This window comes from Photorhabdus asymbiotica, from assembly GCF_003634575.1.
GTDB lineage: Bacteria > Pseudomonadota > Gammaproteobacteria > Enterobacterales > Enterobacteriaceae > Photorhabdus > Photorhabdus asymbiotica.
Map to the genome: position 1 here is coordinate 115,556 of NZ_RBLJ01000006.1, position 26,963 is coordinate 142,518.

25 protein-coding genes and 2 pseudogenes are annotated in these 26,963 nt (G+C 51.7%); 25 read left to right on the forward strand and 2 right to left on the reverse strand.

The window, feature by feature from the left end:
- Positions 1–198: 198 nt before the first annotated feature.
- From BDD30_RS22355 to BDD30_RS22370, 4 genes are all read left to right on the forward strand, one after another.
- Positions 199–450, forward strand: a complete 252-nt coding sequence (locus BDD30_RS22355) for a type II toxin-antitoxin system Phd/YefM family antitoxin (protein WP_015835188.1) — start codon at positions 199–201, stop codon at positions 448–450.
- On the forward strand, positions 447–734 hold the full coding sequence (locus tag BDD30_RS22360; protein WP_015835187.1) for a type II toxin-antitoxin system RelE family toxin: 288 nt from the start codon (positions 447–449) through the stop codon (positions 732–734). Before BDD30_RS22355 ends, BDD30_RS22360 begins: the two co-directional genes overlap by 4 nt.
- Before the next feature lie 382 nt (positions 735–1,116).
- Positions 1,117–1,383 carry an AbrB/MazE/SpoVT family DNA-binding domain-containing protein gene (locus tag BDD30_RS22365; protein ID WP_015835186.1) on the forward strand — a complete coding sequence of 89 codons (267 nt, stop codon included), beginning with the start codon at positions 1,117–1,119 and terminating at the stop codon, positions 1,381–1,383.
- A complete protein-coding gene (locus BDD30_RS22370) occupies positions 1,380–1,781 on the forward strand; it encodes a type II toxin-antitoxin system VapC family toxin (protein WP_015835185.1) in 402 nt (133 codons plus the stop codon). The genes BDD30_RS22365 and BDD30_RS22370 overlap by 4 nt, the downstream gene beginning before the upstream one ends.
- A gap of 112 nt (positions 1,782–1,893) precedes the next feature.
- On the opposite strand, the pseudogene BDD30_RS22375 reads toward BDD30_RS22370, so the two are convergent.
- A pseudogene (locus tag BDD30_RS22375) lies at positions 1,894–2,076 on the reverse strand (hypothetical protein); the annotation flags it as partial.
- Between the two features lie 15 nt (positions 2,077–2,091).
- Positions 2,092–2,553: a hypothetical protein gene (locus BDD30_RS22380; RefSeq protein WP_041382192.1), complete on the reverse strand. Its 462-nt coding sequence runs from the start codon at positions 2,551–2,553 to the stop codon at positions 2,092–2,094.
- Positions 2,554–3,479: 926 nt separating this feature from the next.
- Here BDD30_RS22380 and tssB point away from each other — a divergent pair.
- The 21 genes and pseudogenes from tssB (at position 3,480) to BDD30_RS22480 (ending at position 26,846) form a co-directional block, all read left to right on the forward strand.
- Positions 3,480–4,028: a type VI secretion system contractile sheath small subunit gene (gene tssB, locus BDD30_RS22385; protein ID WP_121302815.1), complete on the forward strand. Its 549-nt coding sequence runs from the start codon at positions 3,480–3,482 to the stop codon at positions 4,026–4,028.
- A gap of 59 nt (positions 4,029–4,087) precedes the next feature.
- Positions 4,088–5,620, forward strand: a complete 1,533-nt coding sequence (gene tssC / locus BDD30_RS22390) for a type VI secretion system contractile sheath large subunit (RefSeq protein ID WP_015835182.1) — start codon at positions 4,088–4,090, stop codon at positions 5,618–5,620.
- Positions 5,621–5,632: 12 nt separating this feature from the next.
- A complete protein-coding gene (tssK, locus tag BDD30_RS22395; RefSeq protein WP_015835181.1) occupies positions 5,633–6,982 on the forward strand; it encodes a type VI secretion system baseplate subunit TssK in 1,350 nt (449 codons plus the stop codon).
- Entirely contained in the window at positions 6,979–7,644 is a 666-nt protein-coding gene (gene tssL, locus BDD30_RS22400) for a type VI secretion system protein TssL, short form (protein ID WP_015835180.1), read from the forward strand. The genes tssK and tssL overlap by 4 nt, the downstream gene beginning before the upstream one ends.
- The gene (locus BDD30_RS22405; RefSeq protein ID WP_015835179.1) at positions 7,641–9,392 is read left to right on the forward strand and encodes an OmpA family protein; all 1,752 of its coding nucleotides are present in this window, start codon (positions 7,641–7,643) and stop codon (positions 9,390–9,392) included. Before tssL ends, BDD30_RS22405 begins: the two co-directional genes overlap by 4 nt.
- Positions 9,393–9,396: 4 nt before the next feature.
- The gene (locus BDD30_RS22410) at positions 9,397–9,888 is read left to right on the forward strand and encodes an Hcp family type VI secretion system effector (protein ID WP_015835178.1); all 492 of its coding nucleotides are present in this window, start codon (positions 9,397–9,399) and stop codon (positions 9,886–9,888) included.
- 196 nt (positions 9,889–10,084) lie between these two features.
- Positions 10,085–10,600 carry a Tli1a family immunity protein gene (gene tli1a, locus BDD30_RS22415; RefSeq protein ID WP_041382189.1) on the forward strand — a complete coding sequence of 172 codons (516 nt, stop codon included), beginning with the start codon at positions 10,085–10,087 and terminating at the stop codon, positions 10,598–10,600.
- 50 nt (positions 10,601–10,650) lie between these two features.
- On the forward strand, positions 10,651–11,166 hold the full coding sequence (gene tli1a, locus BDD30_RS22420) for a Tli1a family immunity protein (RefSeq protein WP_015835176.1): 516 nt from the start codon (positions 10,651–10,653) through the stop codon (positions 11,164–11,166).
- 50 nt (positions 11,167–11,216) lie between these two features.
- A complete protein-coding gene (gene tli1a, locus BDD30_RS22425) occupies positions 11,217–11,732 on the forward strand; it encodes a Tli1a family immunity protein (RefSeq protein ID WP_015835175.1) in 516 nt (171 codons plus the stop codon).
- Positions 11,720–14,197 carry a T6SS phospholipase effector Tle1-like catalytic domain-containing protein gene (locus BDD30_RS22430; RefSeq protein WP_015835174.1) on the forward strand — a complete coding sequence of 826 codons (2,478 nt, stop codon included), beginning with the start codon at positions 11,720–11,722 and terminating at the stop codon, positions 14,195–14,197. Before tli1a (BDD30_RS22425) ends, BDD30_RS22430 begins: the two co-directional genes overlap by 13 nt.
- A gap of 66 nt (positions 14,198–14,263) precedes the next feature.
- Positions 14,264–14,458, forward strand: a pseudogene (locus tag BDD30_RS22435) (OmpA family protein); the annotation flags it as partial.
- 4 nt (positions 14,459–14,462) lie between these two features.
- On the forward strand, positions 14,463–14,954 hold the full coding sequence (locus BDD30_RS22440) for an Hcp family type VI secretion system effector (protein WP_015835172.1): 492 nt from the start codon (positions 14,463–14,465) through the stop codon (positions 14,952–14,954).
- 243 nt (positions 14,955–15,197) lie between these two features.
- Entirely contained in the window at positions 15,198–15,341 is a 144-nt protein-coding gene (locus BDD30_RS23840) for a hypothetical protein (protein WP_015835171.1), read from the forward strand.
- Positions 15,338–17,737, forward strand: coding sequence for a type VI secretion system Vgr family protein (locus BDD30_RS22445; RefSeq protein WP_015835170.1), 2,400 nt, complete (start codon positions 15,338–15,340; stop codon positions 17,735–17,737). Before BDD30_RS23840 ends, BDD30_RS22445 begins: the two co-directional genes overlap by 4 nt.
- 66 nt (positions 17,738–17,803) lie before the next feature.
- The gene (tla1, locus tag BDD30_RS22450) at positions 17,804–18,553 is read left to right on the forward strand and encodes a toxin Tle1 chaperone Tla1 (protein ID WP_071823793.1); all 750 of its coding nucleotides are present in this window, start codon (positions 17,804–17,806) and stop codon (positions 18,551–18,553) included.
- The gene (gene tli1a / locus BDD30_RS22455; protein ID WP_015835168.1) at positions 18,534–19,049 is read left to right on the forward strand and encodes a Tli1a family immunity protein; all 516 of its coding nucleotides are present in this window, start codon (positions 18,534–18,536) and stop codon (positions 19,047–19,049) included. The genes tla1 and tli1a (BDD30_RS22455) overlap by 20 nt, the downstream gene beginning before the upstream one ends.
- 50 nt (positions 19,050–19,099) lie before the next feature.
- A complete protein-coding gene (gene tli1a / locus BDD30_RS22460) occupies positions 19,100–19,615 on the forward strand; it encodes a Tli1a family immunity protein (RefSeq protein WP_015835167.1) in 516 nt (171 codons plus the stop codon).
- Positions 19,603–22,080 carry a T6SS phospholipase effector Tle1-like catalytic domain-containing protein gene (locus BDD30_RS22465; RefSeq protein ID WP_015835166.1) on the forward strand — a complete coding sequence of 826 codons (2,478 nt, stop codon included), beginning with the start codon at positions 19,603–19,605 and terminating at the stop codon, positions 22,078–22,080. Before tli1a (BDD30_RS22460) ends, BDD30_RS22465 begins: the two co-directional genes overlap by 13 nt.
- Entirely contained in the window at positions 22,077–22,334 is a 258-nt protein-coding gene (locus BDD30_RS22470; RefSeq protein WP_015835165.1) for a PAAR domain-containing protein, read from the forward strand. The genes BDD30_RS22465 and BDD30_RS22470 overlap by 4 nt, the downstream gene beginning before the upstream one ends.
- Positions 22,331–23,482, forward strand: coding sequence for a hypothetical protein (locus tag BDD30_RS22475; RefSeq protein ID WP_015835164.1), 1,152 nt, complete (start codon positions 22,331–22,333; stop codon positions 23,480–23,482). The genes BDD30_RS22470 and BDD30_RS22475 overlap by 4 nt, the downstream gene beginning before the upstream one ends.
- Positions 23,463–26,846, forward strand: a complete 3,384-nt coding sequence (locus BDD30_RS22480; protein ID WP_121302813.1) for an ImcF-related family protein — start codon at positions 23,463–23,465, stop codon at positions 26,844–26,846. The genes BDD30_RS22475 and BDD30_RS22480 overlap by 20 nt, the downstream gene beginning before the upstream one ends.
- Positions 26,847–26,963 lie beyond the last annotated feature (117 nt).

Below are 26,963 nucleotides of genomic sequence, written 5' to 3' on the forward strand. Positions count from 1 at the left end.
GGTGAAAGATTCTTATAGCAGCCGAACACTTTATTCTGAATTCTGAATAAACAGCACCGAATGTTGATGACTTCGGTGCTGATTTTGGATCATCGTTCTGTACTCATTAAAAAGAGCGGTTAAATGGTCTTTGTTGTTGTTTTTTTCAACAAAAAGAGCTAGTTTAAGACCTATTAACAAGTCTTTTGGAGTGTTTATATGGCTAACATAATTTTGTCAGATACTAGTGCAAGCATTAGTGAACTTAAAAAGAACCCGATGGCAACCGTTAACTCTGGGGCTGGATACCCAGTTGCGATCCTGAATCGTAACCAGCCAGCATTTTATTGCATTCCTGCAGAACTTTACGAACAGATACTTGATGCTTTGGACGATCAAGAACTTGTTCGACTCGTAAATGAGCGTAGAGAACAGGTATTGGTCGATGTAGATTTGGATCATTATCTATGACCTATAACGTGAAATTCAGGGAAGATGCATTTAAGGAGTGGAACCGGCTTGATAAATCAATCCAGCAACAATTTGCTAAAAAGTTAAAGAAGTGTTGTGTTGAGCCTCATATTCCATCAGCTAAACTTCGCGGCATGCCGAATTGCTATAAAATAAAATTACGCGCTTCTGGTTTTCGCTTGGTTTATGAGGTCATAGATGATGTGTTGATTATTGCTGTTGTCGCAGTGGGTAAACGCGAACGGAATGAAGCGTATGAACTGGCAAGTAAAAGACTAAGATAGCCTTATGTTATCGCTTTAATTAGGTTTGGAAATATTGATCCCTTCGGTGCTGATTTTGGCATTTATTGTACAAAGAAGCCTTTTTTCGATACCGAGATCTAGCACATTCTCTGGCTGTTTCCAGTTATAAACCCAATAGATTTCAAGATGCATCGCGACGGCCAGGGAGCGAATCCCCGGGAGCATAGAGAACTCTGTGACCGGGGTGAGTGAGTGCAGCCAACAAAGAGGCAACTTGAAAGATAACGGGTATAAACAATTTATATAACTCCAACGCCCTGTATTCTAGTAGTGAACTTGACTGAATAAAGGATCGTGGATTGACAGTAATGAATTATTGCATTACTTTTCTAGTGTATCTACCTATTATGAGGAGCAGACTATGGCAACACTTACTGTAACGGCGCGGGGGCAGGTCACGTTTAGGAAGGACGTGCTCCAGCATCTAGGGATTGGGCCAGGCGAAAAAATAGAGCTGGATTTATTGCCCGATGGACGGGTGGAATTAAAGGCCACTCGCCCGAAAGGTTCATTTCGGAGTCTTCACGGATTCTTGAAAGGGAAGACGAATGGTCGGATTCTTACCATTGAAGAAATTAATGATGCAATAGCAGATGCGGGTAAGGTAGCAGGGAGCGGTAAGGAATGAAGATTACGGCAGATACGAATGTGCTGCTTCGGGCTTATGTGGCCGATGATGTAGAGCAGGCTAGTGCTGCTGTTGAACTGTTGTGCAATGCAGAGATCGTAGCCGTGAGTTTGCAATCCTTGTGTGAGTTTGTTTGGGTTTTGGACCGTCAATACCAAACCTCACGCGAGGATCTTTCTGCTGCGATCCGAGCCTTACTGAACATAGAGAACGTTGTTCTTAATCGACCTGCTGTTGAAGCGGGCCTTATGGTCCTTGATTGTGGCGGTGACTTTGCAGATGGAGTAATTGCATATGATGGTAGTTGGCTCGGAGGAGAAATTTTCGTCTCTTTCGATAAGAAGGCTGTAAAGTTACTTTCTGCACAGGGAAAATCCGCCCATCTTTTATCTTGTTGAATTAATTATTTAAATTTCTATGTTATTACATCACTATTTTGTAATGTAACCTCAGCTTCGTTTAAAAATAGTGATATCACAATCCCGTAAATTCAAGCTCGGTTTTTTAGCAAAATTCTTCGCGAAAATGGCGATAACAGGTCAGAATGCGTTGTTTTTTCTCCTGAGTGTAGCCCTGTTTAAAAAACAGGGTAATTGAGAGATCCAGACGGGAAACAGTCAGTCCATCGGCATTGAGAAAAAGAAAAGTGGTCAGTTGTGATCTCAGTTGGGCAAAGTAATCTGAAGTTTCCATGATTTTCTCCGTTAATTATGAAGCGGAGGTGAATGTTGCATTCGCCAATATTGCCAGGACGGCGGCTAACGCGGTGGCGCTGACTGCGGCGGCGGCAGTTAAAATTTCTATCAACGCAATCAGCGCGGCAGCGACGGCAACGGTGACCAGGATAACAACGGTGACTTCGGCAATAATCAAAACTACTTCCAGCATTTCCTCGCTGACTTTTTTCAATATTTGCCTCCAGCTGATGTTTTTTAGCTCTTCCAGGGTGAGATCTGAACCCTGTTGTACGGTCTGCCACTGGGCTTTTATCTCATTCTCAGTCCAGGTCACGATTTTTCCCGTTTGCTCACTAACCCAGGAAAACGCGTAGCTGATCTGATGGCTTATCGGGTCAATCATTTCTTCACACATCCACTTGCCGGCTTGAGGCGTGTTACCACTGCTCCATTGGCTTGCAGAATAAAGAGTAGAGATAACCGAAATCATCATGATGTTTTTACCACTAACTCGTTAATGGCTGATCAATAATGCAACAAATTTAGTTTGAAAATATATATACCCTTCATCCTTCAAGTTGCTGCTTTGTTGGCTGCTTTCACTCACCCCAGTCACATAGTTATCTATGCTCCTGGGGATTCGTTCATTTGCCGTCGCGCTGCATCTTGAAATCCATAGGGTATAGTCTTCGAATTAACTTCCTAAAATACGTTTATTCTCTTTTAATTATAGCTTATGAAATAAATAATCTGCACAGTGACAACCTTGAATTGAAAGAGAGTTCACTTTGCGGTGGTGTTAATTTACAACATTTTCATACTTATTTGTCTGATTATCGAAGTGCAAATAAATAAGAGTAGCGCTCATAGTAAAAAAATTTAGACGATATCGTAATAATATTCTCACTTGCATAATATAACTGATAATCATTCTTTTTTACTCCTATTTTGCTATTAAATTGCCAGGTTTAAAATGGAATGTTTATATAACCTTCATCTTTCAAGTTTCTGCTTTGTTGGCTGTATTTACTCATAAAATCAAGTGATTATATTATCGTTGTCCATAAATCATCTTGTTATAATAGAGAAAATAATCTGATTCACATTATTAAAATAAAGGCAATATTTTATTAAAACAAATTAAATCTCGTTTATGTTCAGTTTATAAATTATATTTCTTTTACCTTCTTTACTGGAATTTACATATTATTGGTTTTAAACAAAAAGTGCTTTTTGATAAAAATTAGCTTGATTTAATTTAAGTCTGTTCACAGAATTGCCTTATGCAAGAAATAGCTTGTTGGGTTAATGCTTTTATTTATCCCAGTGAGCAATGTCGGTGTTCTCTTATTTTTTACTTCTTGGTTGACGACCTGTCTTGAAATATCTGAATCCGGTTTTCTATTTCTGAAATCTGTTATGGCATGTCCATCATGTCTTTCATTTCATTTTATTATTGAGGAGTGGCTTGTGGCACAAAGTTTTCAAAATGAGATCCCCAAAGCGCGTATTAATATCAAATTAGATTTGCATACGGGCGGTGCACAGAAAAAAGTGGAATTGCCCCTGAAATTATTGGTGATGGGCGATTACAGCAACGGACAGGAACAACGTCCTCTTTCGGAAAGGGAAAAGGTTTCTATTAACAAAAACAATTTTGACAGCGTACTGGCTGAATTCAGTCCAGCTCTTAACCTGACGGTTGAAAATACCCTGGCTGGTGACGGAAGTGAGGCGAATATCGCGCTGGCTTTCCGGCAAATAAAAGACTTTGAACCTGAGCAGGTAGCTCGCCAAATTCCGCACCTGCGGGCGCTGCTTGCTATGCGCAATCTATTGCGCGACCTGAAATCCAACCTGCTCGACAATGCCACGTTTCGCCGCGAGCTGGAGCATATTCTCCAAGATGACCAGCTGAGCGATGAACTGCGAGCGGAACTGGCGGCATTGGCGCCGCAGGAAGACTGATTATCACACTATTTTTTTAATCATCTCATTTTTCCGAAATTTAAGTTAAGGATAAATTAATGGCGGTACAAGAACAGATGACATCTGCTGTGGCGACGACGACCCACGGTCAAGGTGGCATTTATCAATCTTTATTTGAAAAAATCCATTTACAGCCAGTTGAACGACTGAGTGATATCGACCGTTTTCAGAATAACGATGCACTGGCCGATGTGACGGCGGATGAGCGGGTCACCGCGGCGGTCAGCGTTTTTCTCACACTGTTGAAAGAGTCAGCGCAAAAAGTTAAGCGGCTGGATAAAACGTTGCTGGATCAGCATATCGATGCACTGGATAGTCAAATTAGTCGTCAACTGGATGTTGTCATGCATCATCCGGCATTCCAACAGGTGGAAGCGGCTTGGCGGGGCCTGAAATTTCTGGTTGACCGGACGGATTTCCGTCAGAACGTCAAAATTGAAGTGCTGGATGTGACTAAGGACGATTTGCGGCAAGATTTTGATGATGCGCCGGAAATTGTTCAAAGTGGTTTCTATTGCCATACCTACATTGAGGAATACGATACCCCGGGCGGTGAACCTATCGGATCGGTGATTGCCAACTATGAATTTGATGCCGGATCGCAAGATATTGCTCTGTTGCGCAATATTGCTAAAGTGGCGGCAGCGGCGCATATGCCCTTTATCGCTTCTGCTGGCCCGGCCTTTTTCGGCAAGGAAACTATGGAAGAGGTCGCGTCCATTAAAGACATTGGTAGCTACTTTGACCGCGCTGAATATATCAAATGGAAATCCTTCCGTGACAGCGACGATGCCCGTTATATCGGCTTGACATTACCGAGGGTATTGGGGCGTCTGCCCTACGGCCCGGATACGGTACCGGTAAGAACCTTTAATTACATCGAACACGTTAAAGGGCCGGACCACAATAAATATTTGTGGACCAATGCCGCTTTTGCCTTTGCCGCTAACATGGTGAAAAGCTTTGTCGGAAACGGTTGGTGTGTGCAAATCCGTGGGCCACAGGCGGGTGGGGCGGTCCCTGATTTGCCAATCCACCTTTACGATTTAGGGACCGGTAGTCAGGTTAAAATTCCTTCAGAAGTGATGATCCCGGAAACCCGTGAGTTTGAATTTGCCAATTTGGGTTTTATTCCACTCTCTTACTATAAAAACCGCGATTACGCCTGCTTCTTCTCAGCTAACTCAACGCAAAAACCGGCATTATATGACACCAATGAAGCGACGGCTAACAGCCGCATCAATGCGCGTCTGCCGTATATCTTCCTGTTGTCTCGCATTGCCCATTATCTAAAGTTGATCCAGCGGGAGAACATTGGCACCACTAAGGATCGACGTTTGCTGGAAGTTGAACTGAACAATTGGATCAACACGTTGGTGACAGAGATGACCGATCCGTCTGACGATTTGCAGGCATCCCATCCACTGCGTGAAGCACGGGTAATCGTTGAGGATATTGACGACAATCCGGGATTTTTCCGGGTCAAGTTATATACGGTACCGCACTTCCAAGTAGAAGGGCTTGACGTCAATCTGTCGCTGGTTTCTCAGATGCCAAAAGCGAAAGGCTAAAGGAGGAACCGCATGAAAATTGATCGTCCGCTCTGGGTGACGGGGACCATTTTGTCGCCACAACAGTTTCAGCAGCAGGCCCGTTGGGAAGCTTACACTAACGATCGTATTGCCCGTCTGGGGTGGGTGCATCCTTGGGGTGTGCAAACGGCTGGGTTTGATAAAGATGCTCTGTCGCTGGGACAGCTGAAGGCCGATCACCTGTGTGTACGTTTTGCTGATGGATCGTTGATTGATACCGATCAGGCTGACAGGTTACCGCCGGTACTAACATTGGCGGCGGTCCTGCCAGCTGATACGCAACAGGTTACCGTGTTGTTGGCACTGCCGCACACTTATGCTAATGGAGGCAATTGTCTTAAGCCAGATGAACAGGCTGACCGTCCGGTACGTTACCGGCAGGAATGGGTGTCGGTACAGGATGAATTCGGTGACTGTAGTGAATCGATGGCAGCGGCTCGTTATGCCCTGTCGCTACGTTTTGACAGCATGGAAAATGGACAATATCTCACCTGCCCGGTCGCTCGTCTGTTGCGTGACGCTCAGGGTAACTGGGCCTTTGATACGCAGTTTGTGCCGCCATTACTGCGTGTCGGGGCGAATGCCGAACTGATAAATCGGCTTGATCGGTTGCTGACCCAGCTAAGGGCCAAACAGGCTCGCTTGATGGGAATGCGCCGTGAGAGTAACGAACGGATGGCGGATTTTGCCGTGGCGGATGTCTCATTATTTTGGTTGCTCAATGCGCTGAACAGTTATGAACCGGTGCTGAGTGATTTTCTGCTCCACGCGGATGTGCATCCGGAGCTGTTCTACCGTGAAATGGTCAAATTGGTTGGCAGTCTGTTGACCTTTTCGCTGGACCATGATGCTGGAGTGATCCCTCGTTATCAGCACGATAACCTGACCGTAGTGTTTCCCCCGTTGTTTGACTTGCTGAGCCAATTGCTGGAAACCAGCTTGCCATCGCGCATGGTGGCGATTGAGCTGAGAAAACAGGGAGAACAGCAATGGCTGGGAACCTTGCATGATGCTCGCTTGTGCGAAGCGGCAGATTTTTATCTTTCGGTCCGCTCATCAATGCCAGCCCATCAATTGCAAACTCGGTTTCCTCTATTGTGTAAAGCCGGTGCGCCGGATGATGTTGATCGGATGATTAACCGGGCACTGACCGGAATCCCGCTGGTGGCATTAAGCCATGTGCCGGCGGCGGTTCCGTTGCGGCTGGAAAACCAATATTTTGCTTTCGATCTGAGCCATCCGGCGGCTAAAGCGATGCTGGCGGCAGGAACCTGCGCCTTTTACGTGCCCAGTATCTTGGGTGAGATTCAACTTGAACTGTTTGCGGTACTGCGGACATGAATTCATCACATTTATCGACTCAAAAAAAACGGCAACCGGATATTGATGCCTTGTTGCAAAACAGCTACCTGCTGGTAACAGCCTTGTGTCAGGACGTACCGGTAAAGCAGGGGGACACGGTATGGCAACACTGTACCGGCGAGATAGAACGGGTTCGGCAGGAACTGCGTGATGCGGACGTCAGCGAGTCCGCAATTGAGCATATCAGTTATGCCCAGTGTGCCCTGCTGGATGAAACCATCCTAAAACGGGCGAAGGATGCGGGGTATACGGCCTGGCGTGCTGCCTCGTTACAGGCTTATTTCTTTGATACTGCGGAGGCGGGCAACCAATTGTATGAGCGGATACGCACCGTTTTGCATGAACCGGCTCCTGATAAGACGGTGCTGACCTGTTTTCATCGGGTGTTGATGTTGGGGTTCGAAGGCGATGGTCGGGAAGATACCCCTCAGGTTCGGGAACAATTGATAACTCGCTTAAATGAGCAGGTTATCCCTTTCGGGTCTGTTCAGTCTTCGCCCCTACTGGATTGTGCGTCTCGGTCTGGTGATTGGCGGTATGCCGTTGCTCGTCGGATGGTTGTGACGGCGGTAGTGCTGACCGGTGTCTGGTGGGGGCTAAGCCAGTATCTGGCAACGCTGTTACCGGAGGCGATACGATGAGTCTCTTGCTGCAACGGGGTCTGTGGGCATGGGGGGCGGGACTAGCGCTGTTGCTTTGCTTGATCTGGCTGCCCTTATCACCCACAGGTCAGTGGATGGGGGTGGTCATCATCGTGCTTATCACCCTGACTGGGGGAATTTATACCGAACGATCCCGGCGGCGGCAACAGCATGATGATCTGTCAACATTGCTGCCACCAGAAAGTGACCGTCAACCGGTGGTGCTGGTATGCAGTGACATTCTAGACGGCCTATTTGGTGAGGAGTGGCTACGTCAGACGCCACAGGGCTGCTGGTTGTGCTTGCCATCTGGAATGTCGCTGTCTGATGGAGTAGAAACTTTGCTGGCTGCCCGGCCATCCTGGGGTGGGCAGTTGAGCGTGATGGCAGTGTTCAATCCGCAGCAATACCGCGATGCGGCAATGTTGGCCGGTCGGGTACGGGAACTGCGTTGGCAGCTTTCTCAGGTGCGCCAGCGGCATGGCATCCCGCTTCCTTTACTGTTGACCGGTTATTTAGCTGATGCCTTGCAGCAACCTGATCCAACGTGGTTTGAGTGGCTGGCGGGACAGTCCAACGTTACGGTCTGGCAGGAGAAAACCGCTTTTCAGTCGTTAGCGAACTGGCTGAGACAAGGCACGTTAACAGAACAGATGGCGCGTTTTCAGCGCGGGGTCGAACTGACCGGTTGGGCTGACTGGATGAAAGAATACATACTGCCGGCTTGTGTGACCCCAGAGGATGGTCTGCCACCTTGTCCGCCACAGGCCATGATGCTGACATTTGTGCCGGTGTTACCTCATCGGTTAACCGACCATGTCTGGCAACAATGGTGGCAAAGCAGAACGGCACTAAAAGGGGCGGGCAACCCGTCCAGCCGGTCAGATACGACGAAAGCTATCTCGGTACTGCCTTTCCCGGACTGGGCACTGCGCCTGTTGCCAACAGGGACAGGGTTGACACCGGTACAGCGGGCGCAGTGCATGGCATTAGGACTCTTTTTGCTGGCCGGGATTACCGCGCTGAGCTGTTCAGCTTGGCATAACCGACAGTTATTGCGTCAGGTGGAGGGGGATCTGTTGCATTATCAATCTCTTGCTATCACGGAAAAGGGCCACCGAGCACAGGCGGTTGCGGTACTGCGGGCGGATGACAAATTGCTTGAGGCATATTACCGCGATGGGGTGCCGTGGCGTCTGGGACTGGGATTGTATCAGGGCGAACGGTTACGTCCGAGGTTGCAGGCGGCTATTGCCAGTGATGTCGCTGAACCGTCGGAGAAAAAGCCAGTAACGACAGCCGTCCCGCAGACCATCAGCCTGAACAGTTTGGCGCTGTTTGATGTTGGTCAGGCGAAACTGAAAGTTGGCTCGACCAAAGTATTAGTTAACGCGCTAATAAACATTCGCGCTAAGCCAGGTTGGTTAATAGCGATCACTGGCTATACCGATTCTACCGGCGATGCCGCGAAAAACCGGGCACTGTCACTGGCGCGGGCAGAAGCGGTACGCGACTGGTTACTACAAACCAGCGATATTCCGCTCGCTTGCTTTGCTGTACAGGGAGAAGGTGCAACGCGGCCAGTCGCCACCAATTCAACGGCTGCGGGACGAGCAGCCAACCGCAGAGTTGAAATCCGTCTGGTACCCAACGCAGCCGCCTGCCAGCGGCTGCAACAAGTGCCGGGCCTTTTATCAACAACAACGTCGCCGGTGCAGGCGACATCACACACTCAAAAACAGGAGTAATATTATGGCTATCCCCGCTTATTTGTGGTTGAAAGATGACGGTGGTGCGGACATCAAAGGTTCTGTCGATGTACAGAACCGTGAAGGCAGCATCGAAATTGTGGCGTTGGAACATGCATTGCATATTCCGACGGACAACAATACTGGCAAGCTGACCGGAACCCGCGTGCACGCCCCGCTAGTGTTCACGAAAGAAGTCGATGCTTCAACCCCTTATTTGTATAAAGCGGTCACTTCTGGCCAAACCCTGAAATCCGCGGAAATCAAGTGGTACAAAATTGATGATGCGGGTCAGGAGAAAGAATATTTCAACACCCGACTGGACAACGTGAAGGTGGTGAAAGTGGCACCGCTGATGCATGACATCAAAGATCCTGCCAAAGAGAAACACAACCATCTGGAACAAATTGAGTTCCGCTACGAAAAAATCACCTGGACGTACAAAGACGGCAACATCATTCACTCGGATGCATGGAATGAGCGTAATCAGGCGTAATGCCCTGACTGGCTGCTATGTTGGAGGGATAGCAGCCATTTAACTCAACAGGCGCGGCGTTATTGCCGCGCCTGTTAAACGCAAAACTGGGCGGGATAGTCTCGCCAGACTAATTAAAGAACCGTTGAAAATGATGTCCGAAATAAAACAGACAGCTCTCTCAAAGCCAAATTATTCCTTATTGAAGGAGCGAAAGATGAAAAAACACCGGTTTAAGTGGTCGGTTTTATGCCTGTTACTGGCGGCGTGTAGCCAGTTTCCGGCGCAGGCTGGCGTGATTATCGCGATTAACCATACCCAGTGGGCGATTAATCGGTTCAGTGTGGATGGTAATCCCGGTATCGATAGTATCGGACCGTATCAGGGTGGGGGTGGGGGCTGTTGCTATAGCGTGCCAGCGAAATGGAAACCGGGGATGACGGTCCGGGTGGATTGGGAAACTGGAGTGGGAACTACGGAAGGGTTTCCCGGTTTCGGCAAATGGGATGAATATTTGGCTTGGAGGGAAAAAATCAATGCCCAGAAACGCCAACATAGCCAGGTAGTGCCGGTACCCTATTATCAGAATGGGGGAGATACCTGCGGGATTACGGTGCACTTCTTGCCTTGTGATCAGATAAAAGTCACGACCTCTTGTGACGCCTACGGTAGTCCGAACTACCCGATAAAAGAACCTTTAGAAATGAAGGAGCCGAAAGTATGTCCGAAATAAAGCAGACAGGTCTTTTAAAGCCAAATTATTCCTTATTGAAGGAGCGAAAGATGAAAAAACACCGGTTTAAGTGGTCGGTTTTATGCCTGTTACTGGCGGCGTGTAGCCAGTTTCCGGCGCAGGCTGGCGTGATTATCGCGATTAACCATACCCAGTGGGCGATTAATCGGTTCAGTGTGGATGATACTCCGGGTATCGATAGTATCGGGCCGTATCAGGGTGGGGGTGGGGGCTGTTGCTATAGCGTGCCAGCGAAATGGAAACCGGGGATGACGGTCAAGGTGGATTGGGAGACAGGAGTGGGAGAAATGGATGGTTTTCCTGGTTTTGCGGATAGAGAAAAATATTATGCATGGAAAAATAAAATCGATGCTCAAAAACGCCGGCATAGCCAGGTAGTGCCAGTGCCCTATTATCAGAATGGCGGTGATACCTGCGGGATTACGGTGCACTTTTTGCCTTGTGATCAGATAAAAGTCACGACCTCTTGTGACGCCTACGGTAGTCCGAACTACCCGATAAAAGAACCTTTAGAAATGAAGGAGCCGAAAGTATGTCCGAAATAAAGCAGACAGGTCTTTTAAAGCCAAATTATTCCTTATTGAAGGAGCGAAAGATGAAAAAACACCGGTTTAAGTGGTCGGTTTTATGCCTGTTACTGGCGGCGTGTAGCCAGTTTCCGGCGCAGGCTGGCGTGATTATCGCGATTAACCATACCCAGTGGGCGATTAATCGGTTCAGTGTGGATGATACTCCGGGTATCGATAGTATCGGGCCGTATCAGGGTGGGGGTGGGGGCTGTTGCTATAGCGTGCCAGCGAAATGGAAACCGGGGATGACGGTCAAGGTGGATTGGGAAACCGGAGTAGGAACTATGAAAGGGTTTCCCGGTTTCGGCAAATGGGACGAATATTTGGTGTGGAGGGAAAAAATCAATGCTCAAAAACGTCAGCATAGCCGGGTAGTGCCGGTACCCTATTATCAGAATGGGGGAGATACCTGCGGGATTACGGTGCACTTCTTGCCTTGTGATCAGATTAAAGTCACGACCTCTTGTGACGCCTACGGTAGCCCGAACTACCCGATAAAAGAACCTTTAGAAATGAAGGAGCCGAAAGTATGTCCGAAATAAAGCATAAAGATACAGTCTGGTTACCCGCCCCTTTCCCCATTGATGGTCGGCTGCCTACCCAGCACTCTCTGGTCGGGAAAAATTGTCGCCAGCAGACCAGTCAGGAAAGAGCCTACTATCAGGAATTGTGTCTGGCGGCAGAGCGCCGGGTGGTACCACCTTGTTGTAAGACATTACATGTCAGCCTGTTTTTTGATGGCACCGGCAATAATTTGTATAACGACCTTTATCAGGCGGTTCCTCATCATCCAACTAATATTGTTCGGCTGTTTCAGGCGACAATTGGGGCCGGTTATGCCGGTGGTGCGGCAGGTAAGCCATTGCTGGATGATATTAACAGCACTGGCGGCAAGTACTTTAAATATTATATTCCCGGTGTCGGGACCCCTTTCCCGGAGATTAATGATCTGGATTACAGCACGTGGGGACTGGCTTTTGCTGACCGGGGTGAGGACCGGATCAACTGGGCGTTGCTGCGGCTGATTGATGTCCTTGGTTTTAGCCTGACACAAAAACAGATGACCAACAGTGAAAGTCAAAAATCCCTTGAGGCGATGGCGACGACATGGCACACGCTGGGCTTGGGGGGCGCGCATAACCGTTATGGCGAGTTTTATCAGCAGTTTGCCCGTTTAAAACGTGAGCTAAAAATAGCCCGTAGCCAGCCGGGACGGGGTAAATCTAAATTGCTGGGGATGAAGTTGTATGTGTATGGTTTTTCCCGTGGAGCAGCGGAGGCGCGGACGTTTGTTAACTGGCTAGCTGAACTGTTGCCGCTCCCCGAAGGGGAAAATCAGAAGCCGTCGCAGTGTTTGCAAGCGAGAAACGAAACTGACCCGGATTGTAACCTGCCGATCAGTGTGGAGTTTCTTGGATTGTTTGACACGGTGGCGTCGGTCGGGATGAGCCATATGGTTCCTGTTGTTGAAGGCCATATGGCCTGGGCAGATGGCACGCAGGAACTGCCGGCGGAGGAAACTTATGGCGGGTTGGTGAAACGCTGTGTGCATCTGGTCTCGACCCATGAGCAACGGCTGAGTTTCCCGATGGATTCGATTCGTCGTTCCGACGGGACCTACCCGACCGGCAGCACCGAGGTGATTTATCCCGGTGTACATTCTGATTTGGGGGGCGGTTATCCCCCGGGAGACCAGGGTAAGGCGATAGGAAAAGGGGATAGCTTTTTGTTATCACAGATTGCCTTGCATGAAATGTATGCCGCGGCGTTTGATTCTGGTGCACCTTTGAAAGTACCTGAAGATGTCTTGCCTGTAGATTTAATCAGTGATACTTGGCGTTCTATGTCACCTGATGTTGGTGACGAATTTGCAATTGCACCTGAACTAGTCAACCGCTTCAACGCTTGGCGCAAAGTCACTTTGGAGCTTGATATGCCCGAACAACTGCTGTCCGCTGAAGAGGCTGCCTGCTTTGCGCCAGTACGATCATCGGTTGCGCTGGAGCAGGCGATGGAAATCCAGATGGCCTGGCTGACGGCTTGGCGCATCAACCGTTACGCCGGCGGTACGCTACTCAGTACGCCGTTTTTTCTTGCTGCCCCTAACCGTGATGCCGATAAGGCGCATTATGCGAAGAGTGAGCAGGCGCAGAAAGCCGAGAAGGCGGCCGTGTCAAAGAAACGCCAGGCCCAGCAGCTTGAATACATTATTAGAGGCGGTAAGGAACCTCCGGTGCTGGTGCCAGGGGTACCAGATTTTGACCCAGAAATCGCGCAAAAACAGTTGCGGGAAGCCGCAGCGGAATTTAGCAGTGATTACCGGGGAGAACGGCGTGGAATACACAGTGTGGAGCAATTTGTGGTCGAAGACATTCTGGGCAACGCCCTTTATCTGCTGAACAGTGATAATGAGGACAGGGAATATCAGCAAATGAAAGCGGCGGGAGAGGCGTTGGTCGAACGGCTTTTCCCGCCCGAGCCGGCAAGGAAAACCAGCCAACAGGCCACTCCGGAGTCATTACTGGTGGCCCTGTATGACAATCAGGTACATGATTCCCGCGCCTGGTTTATGTACTCCACGCTGGATACGCGAGAGCCGGAGGGGGGGTATTTCCGTTACCGGGTGATTTACTGCGGCGAAATATGTAATAAACCGCTGTCGCTTTTGACGGTGGGCGGCAATGTGATTGGTGCCGCCTCCCCGGTTGGCAGTGCCTTGCTTATCTTTAAACGGAAAAAAGTTGGCAACATGTTGGCGGATGCCATCGGCGAAGTGCACGCCACCCAGCTGGAAGTGAGTGTACACGATTTATCCACCGAGGAATTGATCCCCATGTTACCGGACGCGGAGCAGACGAAGGCATTCACCCATCATGTGGGAAAGGTGAGCCGTCAACAGAGACAGTTTATCGAAGAGCGGAGAATGCAAATCGTCAAAGATAAGCTCAAAGCGCGTTGGGCCGGCCGGACGCTGGAACTGACCCCGCCAGGGGAGCCTGAGCAATGAAGCAGGTTATCCGTCAGGGCGATCCGGTCAGGTGTAACGGTTGTGGAATGACCACTATTGTGGCGTGCTGTTATTGGCGAAGGTGCAACGCGGCCAGTCGCCACCAATTCAACGGCTGCGGGGCGAGCTGCCAACCGCAGAGTTGAAATCCGTCTGGTACCTAACGCAGTCGCCTGCCAGCGACTGCAACCCGTGTCAGGCTCTTTATCAACAATAACGTCGCCGGTGCAGGCGACATCACACACTCAAAAACAGGAGTAATATTATGGCTATCCCCGCTTATTTGTGGTTGAAAGATGACGGTGGTGCGGACATCAAAGGTTCTGTCGATGTACAGAACCGTGAAGGCAGCATCGAAATTGTGGCGTTGGAACATGCATTGCATATTCCGACGGACAACAATACTGGCAAGCTGACCGGAACCCGCGTGCACGCCCCGCTAGTGTTCACGAAAGAAGTCGATGCTTCAACCCCTTATTTGTATAAAGCGGTCACCTCTGGCCAAACCCTGAAATCCGCAGAAATCAAGTGGTACACAATTGATGATGCGGGTCAGGAGAAAGAATATTTCAACACCCGACTGGACAACGTGAAGGTGGTGAAAGTGGCGCCGCTGATGCATGACATCAAAGATCCTGCCAAAGAGAAACACAACCATCTGGAACAAATTGAGTTCCGCTACGAAAAAATCACCTGGACGTACAAAGACGGCAACATCATTCACTCGGATGCGTGGAATGAGCGTAATCAGGCGTAATACTTTGACCGGCTGCTATATCGGAGGAATGGCAGCCATTTAACTCAATCGGTGCGGCGTTATTGCCGCGCCGGTTAAACGCAGAACTGGGCGGAAGAATCCCGCCAGACAGATAATTTTTACCCGAGGACGGGCACATTCTGAGCAAAAAATCACGGATGAGCTTCAGCCGTGCGGTAGCTATGGCAAAACGGCTTACTCCTTGAATGCGGCCTGACCTCTTATCAACACTGGAACTTTTATATGGATACGGTATCGACTTCATTATTATTGTGTCGCTTAAATCCCTATTGTGCGCGGGCATTGAACGCGGCAGCGGCACTCTGCCAGACATGGGCACAGAGTGAAATCACTCTGATCTTCACTGAAACGGAGAGCCAGCCATGACTGTTTCAACCCCGGCGCTTATCTTTGAGCACAGTCGCTACAAACTCGATGTGCGGAAGAACACCGCGCCGCTGGATATCCTGGCCTTTACCGGACGGGAAGCGTTAAGCCAGCCTTTTTGTTACACCATTGAATTCACCAGCCCGGTGAAAACGATTGAGCCGGGGCAGATGCTGATGCATAAAGCGGCGTTTACCCTGCACTCGCCGCGGGTGAATCCCGGTATCCGGGGCATGCCGATAATCCCGCCCATGCCATTGCGTACCCTTTACGGTGTGATTAGCCGTTTCAGATTGCTGTCTACCTCGCATGACGAAAGCCGGTATGAAGTGACACTGGTGCCCCGGCTGGCGCTGTTGGCGAACAGTCATCAGTCGGCGATTTACCAGAATATGTCGGTGCCAGAAATCGTAGAAAAAATCCTGCGGGAGCGGCACGGCTTCCGGGGACAGGATTTTCTGTTCACGCTGGCGCGCACTTACCCGAAGCGGGAGCAGGTGATGCAGTACGGCGAGGATGACCTGCGATTTGTGCAGCGGCTGCTGGCGGAAGTGGGTATCTGGTACAAACTGACGGCGGACGAACGGCTGAAAATTGACGTGGTGGAGTTTTACGACAAACAGCGTCACTACCAGTTTAACGTCTACCTGCCGGCCCTGGACCCGTCAGGCATGCATGGCCGGGACACAGATGCGGTGTGGGGTATGGAAACCGCGCATCAGGTAGTGGAAGGGAAAATCTTGACCCGGGATTACAACTACCGCGACGCGCAACCGCAATACGGGATGGATGTGGAGGCGGATGTGACGCGGGGAGACCCGACGGTTTACGGGGAAGCGTACCATTACATCAATCACTACCGGGTGCTGGGAAACCGTTACGCCATTGAACCGGAAGCGGAAAGCGGGGTGTTTTATGCCCGGCTGCACCATGAGCGCTACCTGAATCAACAGACCCGGCTGCGGGGATTAACCACCTCGGCCACGCTGGTACCGGGGCAGGAGTTGAAAGTGCAGGGTGAGGCCCCTGAAGTGTTTCGTCAAGGGGTGATTATCACCGAGATAACCAGCAGCGCCCGCCGGGATGCAAGTTTTGTCATGGCGTTTACCGCCATCCCCTATTCAGAAACCGTGTGTTTTCGTCCGGCATTAATTCCGAAGCCGGTGATGGCGGGCACGCTGCCGGCGCGGGTAAGCAGTACCACCGTGAATGACCGGTACGGGGATATCGACAAAGACGGGTTGTATCGGGTGTCATTTGACTTTGACCGGGCGACTTGGCCGCAGGGGGGGGAGAGCCTGTGGGTGCGATTAGCCCGGCCCTACGCGGGTGACACCTACGGTTTTCACTGGCCGTTGCTGATTGGCACGGAAGTGGCGATTGCGTTTGAAGGGGGCGACCCGGACCGGCCTTATATTGCTCACGCACTGCATGACTCGAAACACCCCGACCCCGTCACGCTGTACAACTACAAACGTAACGTCCTGCGCACGCCGGCGAATAACAAATTGCGGATGGATGACGAGCGCGGGAAGGAGCACATCAAACTCAGTACTGAATACGGTGGCAAGAGCCAGCTCAATCTGGGGCATCTGGTGGACAGCCAGCGTCCACACCCGAATAAACGGGGCGAAGGCTTTGAGCTGCGTACCGATGACTGGGGCGCAATCCGCGCCGGTAAGGGGTTGTTTATCAGTGCGGATAAACAAGCCACTGCCGGGGGACCGGTGCTGGAGATGCAGGCGGCAATTAGTCTGGTCAAAGGGGCGGTGAATCAGGTGATGGAATGGGGCACGCTCACCCAAACCCATCTGAATCCTCAGCCGGATACCGACAGCCTTAAGGCTTATCTACAGAGTGCGGATGGTCTAAAAACGGCGGCGATGCTGTTGAGTGCACCAGAGGGTATCGGGGTTGTCAGTCCGCAGACTGTGATGGTGCACAGTGGTCAGGCGCTCTATGCCCAAAGTGCGGGCGATGTGCATATTGCCAGTGCCTGTCGCATTGGAATGAATGCCACTCAGGCCATCTCTTTGCTGGCGCAAACCGAGGGCATGCGTCTGGTCTCGGGGAAAGGGCCGCTCACGATGGAATCCCACGGGGATGTGTTAGGTCTCACCGCGTTAAAGGATGTCACCGTCAAGTCAACGCAGGGGCAAGTACAGGTTATCGCTAAAAATGGCCTGACACTGGCGTGTGGGGGCGCGTATATCCGTCTTACTCCGGCAGGAGAAATTGAAATTCATGGGCCTGGCCTGCTAAGCCTGAAAGGGCAGCACAAAATGGACGCCCCGGCAAAACAGGATTTTCCGTTACCTGACCTGCCGGAATCTGTGTGTAAAGAGTGCTTAAAAAAAGCGCAGGAGATGGCACAAGGGTTTGTTTTGAGGAAATAACCAATGAATGATGATCAAATAACCGACTGGCATGCCATCCTGGAGGCGTCGGCAAAGGATAGCGGGATGCATTATCTCGATATGATTGTGGATCAGTCCGGAGGCGGATTCTCCCTGATCCCGGCGTTGCAAAGTTTTTCACCTGAGATTAAGTGGTGCTCACTATTTCAGGGGTTGCCGGAAGAAGGGGAGAAGGATGAAGCCCCGATATTGCTTCGGATCGATTTGACCCAACCCGATCAGCGGCAATGGATGCAGGAGGTGATTCTATCGTTGGGTCGTCAACCGTTATTGTTATTTTTGTGCTCCCGTTGGTCATTTGACCTGTTGTCGCAACACCTAATCCAGTGTGTGGACGCAGCTTACGCGGGGCAGGCAGGGATTTTACGCTTTTTTGACCCCCGTATTTTTCCGGTGCTGTTGTCCCATGTTTTGGATGAGGAACAGCGTCAGCAATTTCTTCGGCCTGCGTTGTTTTGGAGCTGGCTGGATAGGGATGGGAACCCGCAGTTTAATTTAGGGGTGGGGGATTCAGGGTCAGTTAAGACAACCCTAGCGAAAATCGATCTGACGGATAAGCAACTGGAGCATCTCTTATGCGTTTCTGATGCGCACCTGCTGATGCCACAACTGAATCCGGGCGACTACTCGGAAACGACATGTGAACACCTGTTTAACCACTGCTATGCCCTGATGGTCGAAGCATCAGATGTTCAGGTCTTACTGGATGACGACCGGGCATCATTTGTGCTTAAGCACCTCAAAGCCAGATTATTCCCTAATGAAGGAGAGGAAAATGAAAAAACACTGGTTTAAGTGGTGGGTTTTATGCCTGTTACTGGCAGCGTGTAGCCAGTTTCCGGCGCAGGCCGGCGTGATTATCGCGATTAACCATACCCAATGGGCAATTAATCGGTTCAGTGTGGATGATACACCGGGTATCGATATTATCGGGCCGTATCAGGGTGGTGGCGGAGGCTGTTGCTATAGCGTGCCAGCGAAATGGAAACCGGGGATGACGGTCCGGGTGGATTGGGAAACTGGTGTCGCTTTCTCCGACGATTTTCCCGGATATGCAAATTGGGAGAAATATTTGGAATGGGAGAGAAAAATCGATGCCCAGAAACGCCAGCATAGCCGGATAGTACCGGTACCCTATTATCAGAATGGGGGAGATACCTGCGGGATTACGGTGCACTTCTTGCCTTGTGATCAGATAAAAGTCACGACCTCTTGTGACGCCTACGGTAGCCCGAACTACCCGATAAAAGAACCTTTAGAAATGAAGGAGCCGAAAGTATGTCCGAAATAAAACAGACAGCTCTCTCAAAGCCAAATTATTCCTTATTGAAGGAGAGGAAAATGAAAAAACATCGGTTTAAGTGGTGGGTTTTATGCCTGTTACTGGCAGCGTGTAGCCAGTTTCCGGCGCAGGCCGGCGTGATTATCGCGATTAACCATACCCAATGGGCAATTAATCGGTTCAGTGTGGATGATACGCCGGGTATCGATATTATCGGGCCGTATCAGGGTGGGGGTGGGGGCTGTTGCTATAGTGTGCCAGCGAAATGGAAACCGGGGATGACGGTTCGGGTGGATTGGGAAACTGGAGTGGGGGAAATGGATGGTTTTCCTGGTTTTGGAGATGATGAGAAATATTTAGCTTGGCAAAAGAAAATGGACACTTATAAACGCCAGCATAGCCGGATAGTACCGGTACCCTATTATCAGAATGGGGGAGATACCTGCGGGATTACGGTGCACTTCTTGCCTTGTGATCAGATAAAAGTCACGACCTCTTGTGACGCCTACGGTAGCCCGAACTACCCGATAAAAGAACCTTTAGAAATGAAGGAGCCGAAAGTATGTCCGAAATAAATCATAAAGATACAGTCTGGTTGCCTGCCCCTTTTCCGACTCAGGGGCGGCTGCCTAACGAGAGCTATCTAGTCTGGAAAAATTGTCGCCAGCAGACCAGTCAGGAAAGAGCCTACTATCAGGAACTGTGTCTGGCGGCAGAGCGCCGGGTGGTACCACCTTGTTGTAAGACATTACATGTCAGCCTGTTTTTTGATGGCACCGGCAATAATTTGTATAACGACCTTTATCAGGCGGTTCCTCATCATCCAACTAATATTGTTCGGCTGTTTCAGGCGACGATTGGGGCCGGTTATGCCGGTGGTGCGGCAGGTAAGCCATTGCTGGATGATATTAACAGCACTGGCGGCAAGTACTTTAAATATTATATTCCCGGTGTGGGTACCCCTTTCCCGGAGATTAATGATCTGGATTACAGCACGTGGGGACTGGCTTTTGCTGACCGGGGTGAGGACCGGATCAACTGGGCGTTGCTGAGGCTGATTGATGTCCTTGGTTTTAGCCTGACACAAAAACAGATGACCAACAGTGAAAGTCAAAAATCCCTTGAGGCGATGGCGACGACATGGCACACGCTGGGCTTGGGGGGCGGGCCTAATCGTTATAGCGAGTTTTATCAGCAGTTTGCTCGCCTTAAACGTGAACTAAAAATAGCGCGCAGCCAGCCGGGACGGGGTAAATCTAAATTGCTGGGGATGAAGTTGTATGTATATGGTTTTTCCCGTGGGGCAGCGGAGGCACGGACGTTTGTTAACTGGCTGACCGAACTGTTACCGCCGCCAACAGGGGATAACCAGAAACCCGCTCAGTGTCTGCAACATAAAGGTGAAACCGACCCGGATTGTAACCTGCCGATCAGTGTGGAGTTTCTTGGATTGTTTGACACGGTGGCGTCGGTCGGGATGAGCCATATGGTTCCTGTTGTTGAGGGCCATATGGCCTGGGCGGACGGCACACAGGAACTGCCGGCGGAGGATACCTATGGTGGGTTGGTGAAACGCTGTGTGCATCTGGTCTCGACTCATGAGCAACGGCTGAGTTTCCCGATGGATTCCATTCGGCGGTCAGACGGAACCTACCCGACCGGCAGTACCGAGGTGATTTATCCCGGTGTACATTCTGATTTAGGTGGGGGCTATCCACCGGGAGATCAAGGTAAGGCGATAGGGGAAAACGATGGTCTCCTTTTATCCCAGATTGCTTTGCATGAGATGTATGCAGCCGCGTTTGAAGTTGGTGCGCCGCTGAAAGTTCCAAAAAATGCTCTGCCACCAGAATTGTCTCAAGATATTTGGCGTTCAATGCCGCTTGATCTTGGTTCCGAATTTTTTGTTTCAGCAACATTATCTGAGCGCTTCAACGCTTGGCGCAAAGTCACTTTGGAGCTTGATATGCCCGAGCAACCGTTGTCCGCCGAAGAGGCCGCCCGTTTTGAACCGGTACGGTCAGCTGTGGCGCTGGAGCAGGCGATGGAAACCCAGATGGACTGGCTGACGGCCTGGCGAATCAACCGTTACGCCGGCGGGACGCTACTCAGTACGCCGTTTTTTCTTGCTGCCCCTAACCGTGATGCCGATAAGGCGCATTATGCGAAGAGTGAGCAGGCGCAGAAAGCCGAGAAGGCGGCCGTGTCAAAGAAACGCCAGGCCCAGCAGCTTGAATACATTATTAGAGGCGGTAAGGAACCCCCGGTGCTGGTGCCAGGGGTACCAGATTTTGACCCAGAAATCGCGCAAAAACAGTTGCGGGAAGCCGCAGCGGAATTTAGCAGTGATTACCGGGGAGAACGGCGTGGAATACACAGTGTGGAGCAATTTGTGGTCGAAGACATTCTGGGCAACGCCCTTTATCTGCTGAACAGTGATAATGAGGACAGGGAATATCAGCAAATGAAAGCGGCGGGAGAGGCGTTGGTCGAACGGCTTTTCCCGCCCGAGCCGGCAAGGAAAACCAGCCAACAGGCCACTCCGGAGTCATTACTGGTGGCCCTGTATGACAATCAGGTACATGATTCCCGCGCCTGGTTTATGTACTCCACGCTGGATACGCGAGAGCCGGAGGGGGGGTATTTCCGTTACCGGGTGATTTACTGCGGCGAAATATGTAATAAACCGCTGTCGCTTTTGACGGTGGGCGGCAATGTGATTGGTGCCACATCCCCGGTTGGCAGTGCCTTGCTTATCTTTAAACGGAAAAAAGTTGGCAACATGTTGGCGGATGCCATCGGCGAAGTGCACGCCACCCAGCTGGAAGTGAGCGTACACGATTTATCCACCGAGGAATTGATCCCCATGTTACCGGACGCGGAGCAGACGAAGGCATTCACCCATCATGTGGGAAAGGTGAGCCGTCAACAGAGACAGTTTATCGAAGAGCGGCGAATGCAAATCGTCAAAGATAAGCTCAAAGCGCGTTGGGCCGGCCGGACGCTGGAACTGACCCCGCCAGGGGGGCCTGAGCAATGAAGCAGGTTATCCGTCAGGGCGACAGCCTGCGCGAGTACGGTGGAAAGGTATTATCCGGCCACTATCTCTGTTTTGGTCAACCGATCGCCTGTCAAGGCGATCCTGTTCAGTGCAACCATCACGGCATGACCACCATTGCGCAAGGCAGTGCCGCTTGCCTGATTGATGGCAAGCCTGTGGCCTTAGACGGTCATCGTTGTGCATGTGGCTGCACGCTGGTCAGTTCCGGTCCCGATTATCAGGTGGTGTCATGAAAGCGTGTCCTACTTTTCCGCCGTATCGTCAGGCTTCACCGCCCCGAGTTAAACGCTGGCTGGGCGTGGGGGCAGGTTTGGCCTTATTGGTCAGTAATCTGGTCGCGCTGATAAGACCGGATGTGGCGGACCCGTTAGCCTGGTATGCCATGATCCCCGGACTGGCGGCGTTATGGCTGTTATGTCTGCTATTCCGCTGGCTGTTTTACCGTTTTGCCCGGCATAACGCCTGGATTTATCAGCAACAGGTTGAGTGGGTGCAGCAACATTGGTGGCGTAAACATCGCCAACAGGTCGCGTTGGCTGAATATGTGCTGGTAGGTGCGCTGGGTACCACACCGGCGCAGTGGCTGAGAGTGACGAATCAGTCCGATAGTCATCGTCGCCCAGAACCGATCACGGAGGCGCAGGGTCAAGCGGTCCGTCTTCGGCGTTCCGGGGTCGTTGACATCGAACAACGGGAAATCCAACTGGCGAAAATGGCGGTGAATCAGTGGCAGAGCCAACATCAGGAACCGCTGAAGTGTACGCCGTTGCACTGTTACTGGCTCGGCTCTGCCGTGGCCTGGCAAGGGTTTGCCGCCCAGATGGCGGTGCAGTTTCCTGATGTGGAGTTACCCGAACAACCGGAATACTGGCGCGGCATTGATACCCTGGATGAGATGATTGACCGGCTGAATGCGGCAACGGGCAGTCAGGCGACTATTTTGTGCGCCGGTTGTCAATGTGTTGCCAGTGAAGCGGAATCAGCCTTGCCTGCCGGTGAAGCGGCTTTTATCTGGTTACTGAAAAAAACCGGCAACGTGGTGTTGACCCGCGGGGAATATTTTCAGGCTCAGGATGACGAACAGGTGGTTGAAGTCGCTGACCGGGCGCTGGTACAGGCAGATATCCCGCAGCCCCCGGAACCCTGTTTTCTGTTTTCTCAGCCGGACGAGCTTGCACTGGAAAAGACCGGCTGGAATGTCACTCAACATGTACAGGATCTCAATTGGGGCAATATTGGTGGAATGGAAGCGGTGGTGGTGCAAACTTTGGCGGCTATCTCGGCAGAAAACACCGGCCAGCCGTGTGGCTGGTTAGCCCGCGATCCTCAACATACTTTAGTGTTTGGAATAGTGAAATCTTATGAAACTGCAAGAGAATAAATTACAACCGATTTCGGTGGTGAATACGCTCATCTTACTGGTGGGAACCATTACCCTGCTGGTGTCGTTAGCGGGTCTGGGATGGTGGTTTTGGGGAGAGCACCAAACCACGGATGCCGAGACGTTTAATCATTTGTTACGGGTTTGTGGAATAGCCTGGGGGTTTATGGTGGTGGTGAGTATGCTGGGTTTTATCACGGTCACATTGTTTGTCAAAAGCAAAGTGACTGATGCGAAGCCAGATACCCGGCCACTTTTGCCGGTCAGCAAACCGTATAATTACAGTGAATTAGGTGCCCGCCTGCACCGCCGTTACGGTCGGTTCTGGTGGTTCAAAGTGCGTATTTTGCTGGTGATGGGCGAGGGGGAACAGGTGGAGGCGATTGCGCCGGGGCTGACTGCCGGACACTGGCTGGAGGGCCATCGCACGCTGTTGGTGTACGGCGGTAGTGTGCAGAGTGAGCCGGATGCTGCCCAGTTGACGGCCCTGCGTCGGTTGCGCCGTTTCCGGCCACTGAATGGGGTGGTTTGGGCGCTGACCGAAACCCAGAGTGCCCAGCCGGTCCTGATGGACAAGGCGCTGCGGATGTTACAGAAACAGGCCCAGCAGTTACGCTGGCAGGCACCGGTTTATCTGTGGCAGGTGTGTCACAGTGTCTGGTCGCAGGAAGACCGTGTCACTCAGCCGGTGGGCTGCTTTTTCCCGGAACGCACGACACCGGAAGCGGTGGCGGCACAATTACAGCGGCTGATTGACCCGATGCGCCGGCAGGGCATGCAGCAACTGCTGGCAAAAAATGCCCATGATTTTCTGTATCGCCTGTCGTCTACTTTGGAGAAGCAGGGAATGGCTCACTGGCGTGATGTGCTGACGCCGGTATTGCAGGAATATGCGGATGTTGTGTTGTTGCGGGGGCTGATGTTCAGTCTGCCGGTCAGAGTCAATCAAGATGGCGCGCCCCAGAGCTGGCTGCCGGACCCGGTATGGCAGGGGGTACTCAGTGACTGCCGACAGGCCCCCGGCAGACGGCTGGGATGGGTTCAAAAACGGCAGGTTTATCACGGCCTGATGGCGTTGGCGTTGTTGTGGGGGGCGGGTATGGTGCTGTCATTTTTCAGCAACCGCGACCAGATAATGGTCGTCCAGGCGGCGGTGGCGGACCTGAAAACGCACCCGGCCGCATCCGGGGCTGAACTGATGGCGTTAAACACGCTGCGCAATGAAGTGGGCCGGTTGCAGTCCCGGGTGGAACACGGGGCGCCCTGGTATCAGCGTTTTGGTCTGAATCAGAATGAGACGCTGCTGGCGAGGGTGATGCCGGATTACACCGAAGTGAATAACCGGCTGATACGGGATAAAGCCGCGGCGGTGTTGCAGGCGAAACTGAGAGCGCTGGTGAATTTACCACCGAACAGTCCGCTGTGGGCGAATCGGGCGACAGCCGGTCATGACCTGTTAAAGGCCTACCTGATGATGGCCCGTCCGGAGAAAGCGGAGGGGGCATTTTTAACCCGGATACTCAGTGAAAATGAGCCGGCCCGGGCCGGGATTGCGTCGGGTATCTGGCTGAGTGTGGCGCCGGATTTATGGGATTTTTACGCGCACAATCTGGCGGCCCATCCGGCATGGAAAATCACCCCGGATACGGATTTAATCCGGCAGGTGCGTCAGAAACTGTTGACCCAGTTAAGCCGTCACAATGCGGATGCCACGCTCTACCAGCAGATGCTGCAATCGGTGGCGAAGGATTATGCGGATTTGACGCTGAGGCAGATGACCGGCGACACGGAAGCGGCGCGGTTGTTTACCACGGATAAAGTGGTGCCGGGGATGTTTACCCGTCAGGCATGGGAAGGGCAGATACAGACAGCGATTGATAAGGCGGTGGCTTCGCGACGCGACGCGATTGACTGGGTGCTGAGTGACCGCCATCAGACCGTCCCGGCGGCGGTGTCACCGGCGGAGCTGAAAGCCCGGCTGACCGAACGTTACTTTACGGATTTTGCCGGGGCGTGGCAGACGTTTCTGAACAGCCTGCGCTGGAATACAGCCCAGAGTCTGTCGGCGGTGGTCGACCAGTTAACCCTGATGGCGGATGCGCGTCAGTCCCCGCTGATAGCGTTGATGAACACGGTGGCGTATCAGGGGCAAACGGGTCAGCAAGGCGCCACGTTATCGGATTCACTGGTGAAATCGGCGAAGGCGCTGTGGAATAAAAAAACGCCCCCGGGGATTGTCCCGCAGGCGGCAGGCACGCCGGGACCAATGGCGGCGACCTTTGGGCCACTGCGGGCATTGATGGGAGACAGTCAGACGGACGGGGGAATGAAGGCGGATAGCAGCCTGAATTTACAGACCTTTCTGACGCGGGTCACACAGGTGCGACTGACACTGCAACAGATGAACACCAGTGATGACCCGCCGGCCATGGCGAATACGCTGGCCCGGGCGGTATTTACCGGGAAAAGCACGGCGTTGACAGAGACGCAGGGTTATGGGCGTCTGATAGCGGCCAGTCTGGGGGAACAATGGCAGGGGTTGGGTCAGACGCTGTTCGTGCAGCCGTTAACGCAGGCGTGGCAGGGGGTACTGAACCCGGCGGCGGCGAATCTGAATACGCAGTGGCAGACGGCGATAGTGGCCAGCTGGAACAGGGCGTTTGCGGGGCGTTATCCGTTTGCTGGCGGGGAGAGTGAAGTGTCGTTACCGATGCTGGGGCAGTTTATCCGGTCGGATTCGGGGCGGATAGAGCAGTTTCTGAACCGTCAGCTAGGCGGGATACTGCATAAAGCGGGCAACCGTTGGAGGGTGGATGAGGTGAACAGTCAGGGGTTGCGGATTAACCCGCGGTTTTTGCAGGCGGTGAATCAGCTGAGTCAGTTATCGGATGTGCTGTTTGCGGATGGCAGTCAGGGGTTACGGTTTGAGCTGCGGGCGAGAGCGGTGCGGGATGTGGCGGAAACTGACCTGACGATAGACGGCCAGCCGCTGCGTTACTTTAACCAGATGGAAAGCTGGCAGCGTTTTCGCTGGCCGGGGGAGACTTACCGACCGGGGGTGATGCTGAGCTGGATGAGTGTGAATGCGGGGTCCCGTTTATTTGGGGATTATCAGGGGAACTGGGGGCTAATTCGCTGGCTGGCGCAGGCGAAAGTGGAGAGGCTGGATGAGAGTCGTTATCGGTTAACGTTTATGGCCCCGGATGGTTTGCCGCTGAGGTGGATTTTACGCACGGAAATGGGGAGTGGCCCGCTGGCGTTGCTGAAACTGCGGGGCTTTCAGTTGCCGAAGGCGATTTTTGAGGTGGCACCGGGTCAAGAGAGGCCAGCCGAGACGACTGATGAGGACTGGGCGGCGGAATAAAGGCAGATAGCTCTAGTTTGGAAAAGTAGGGGATGTGGCTGATGTTACTGGTCGAGTCGGCCAAGATCATATTCCTTCTTAAGATGTTTTATCACTTTTCGGTTCGAGCAGAACCGG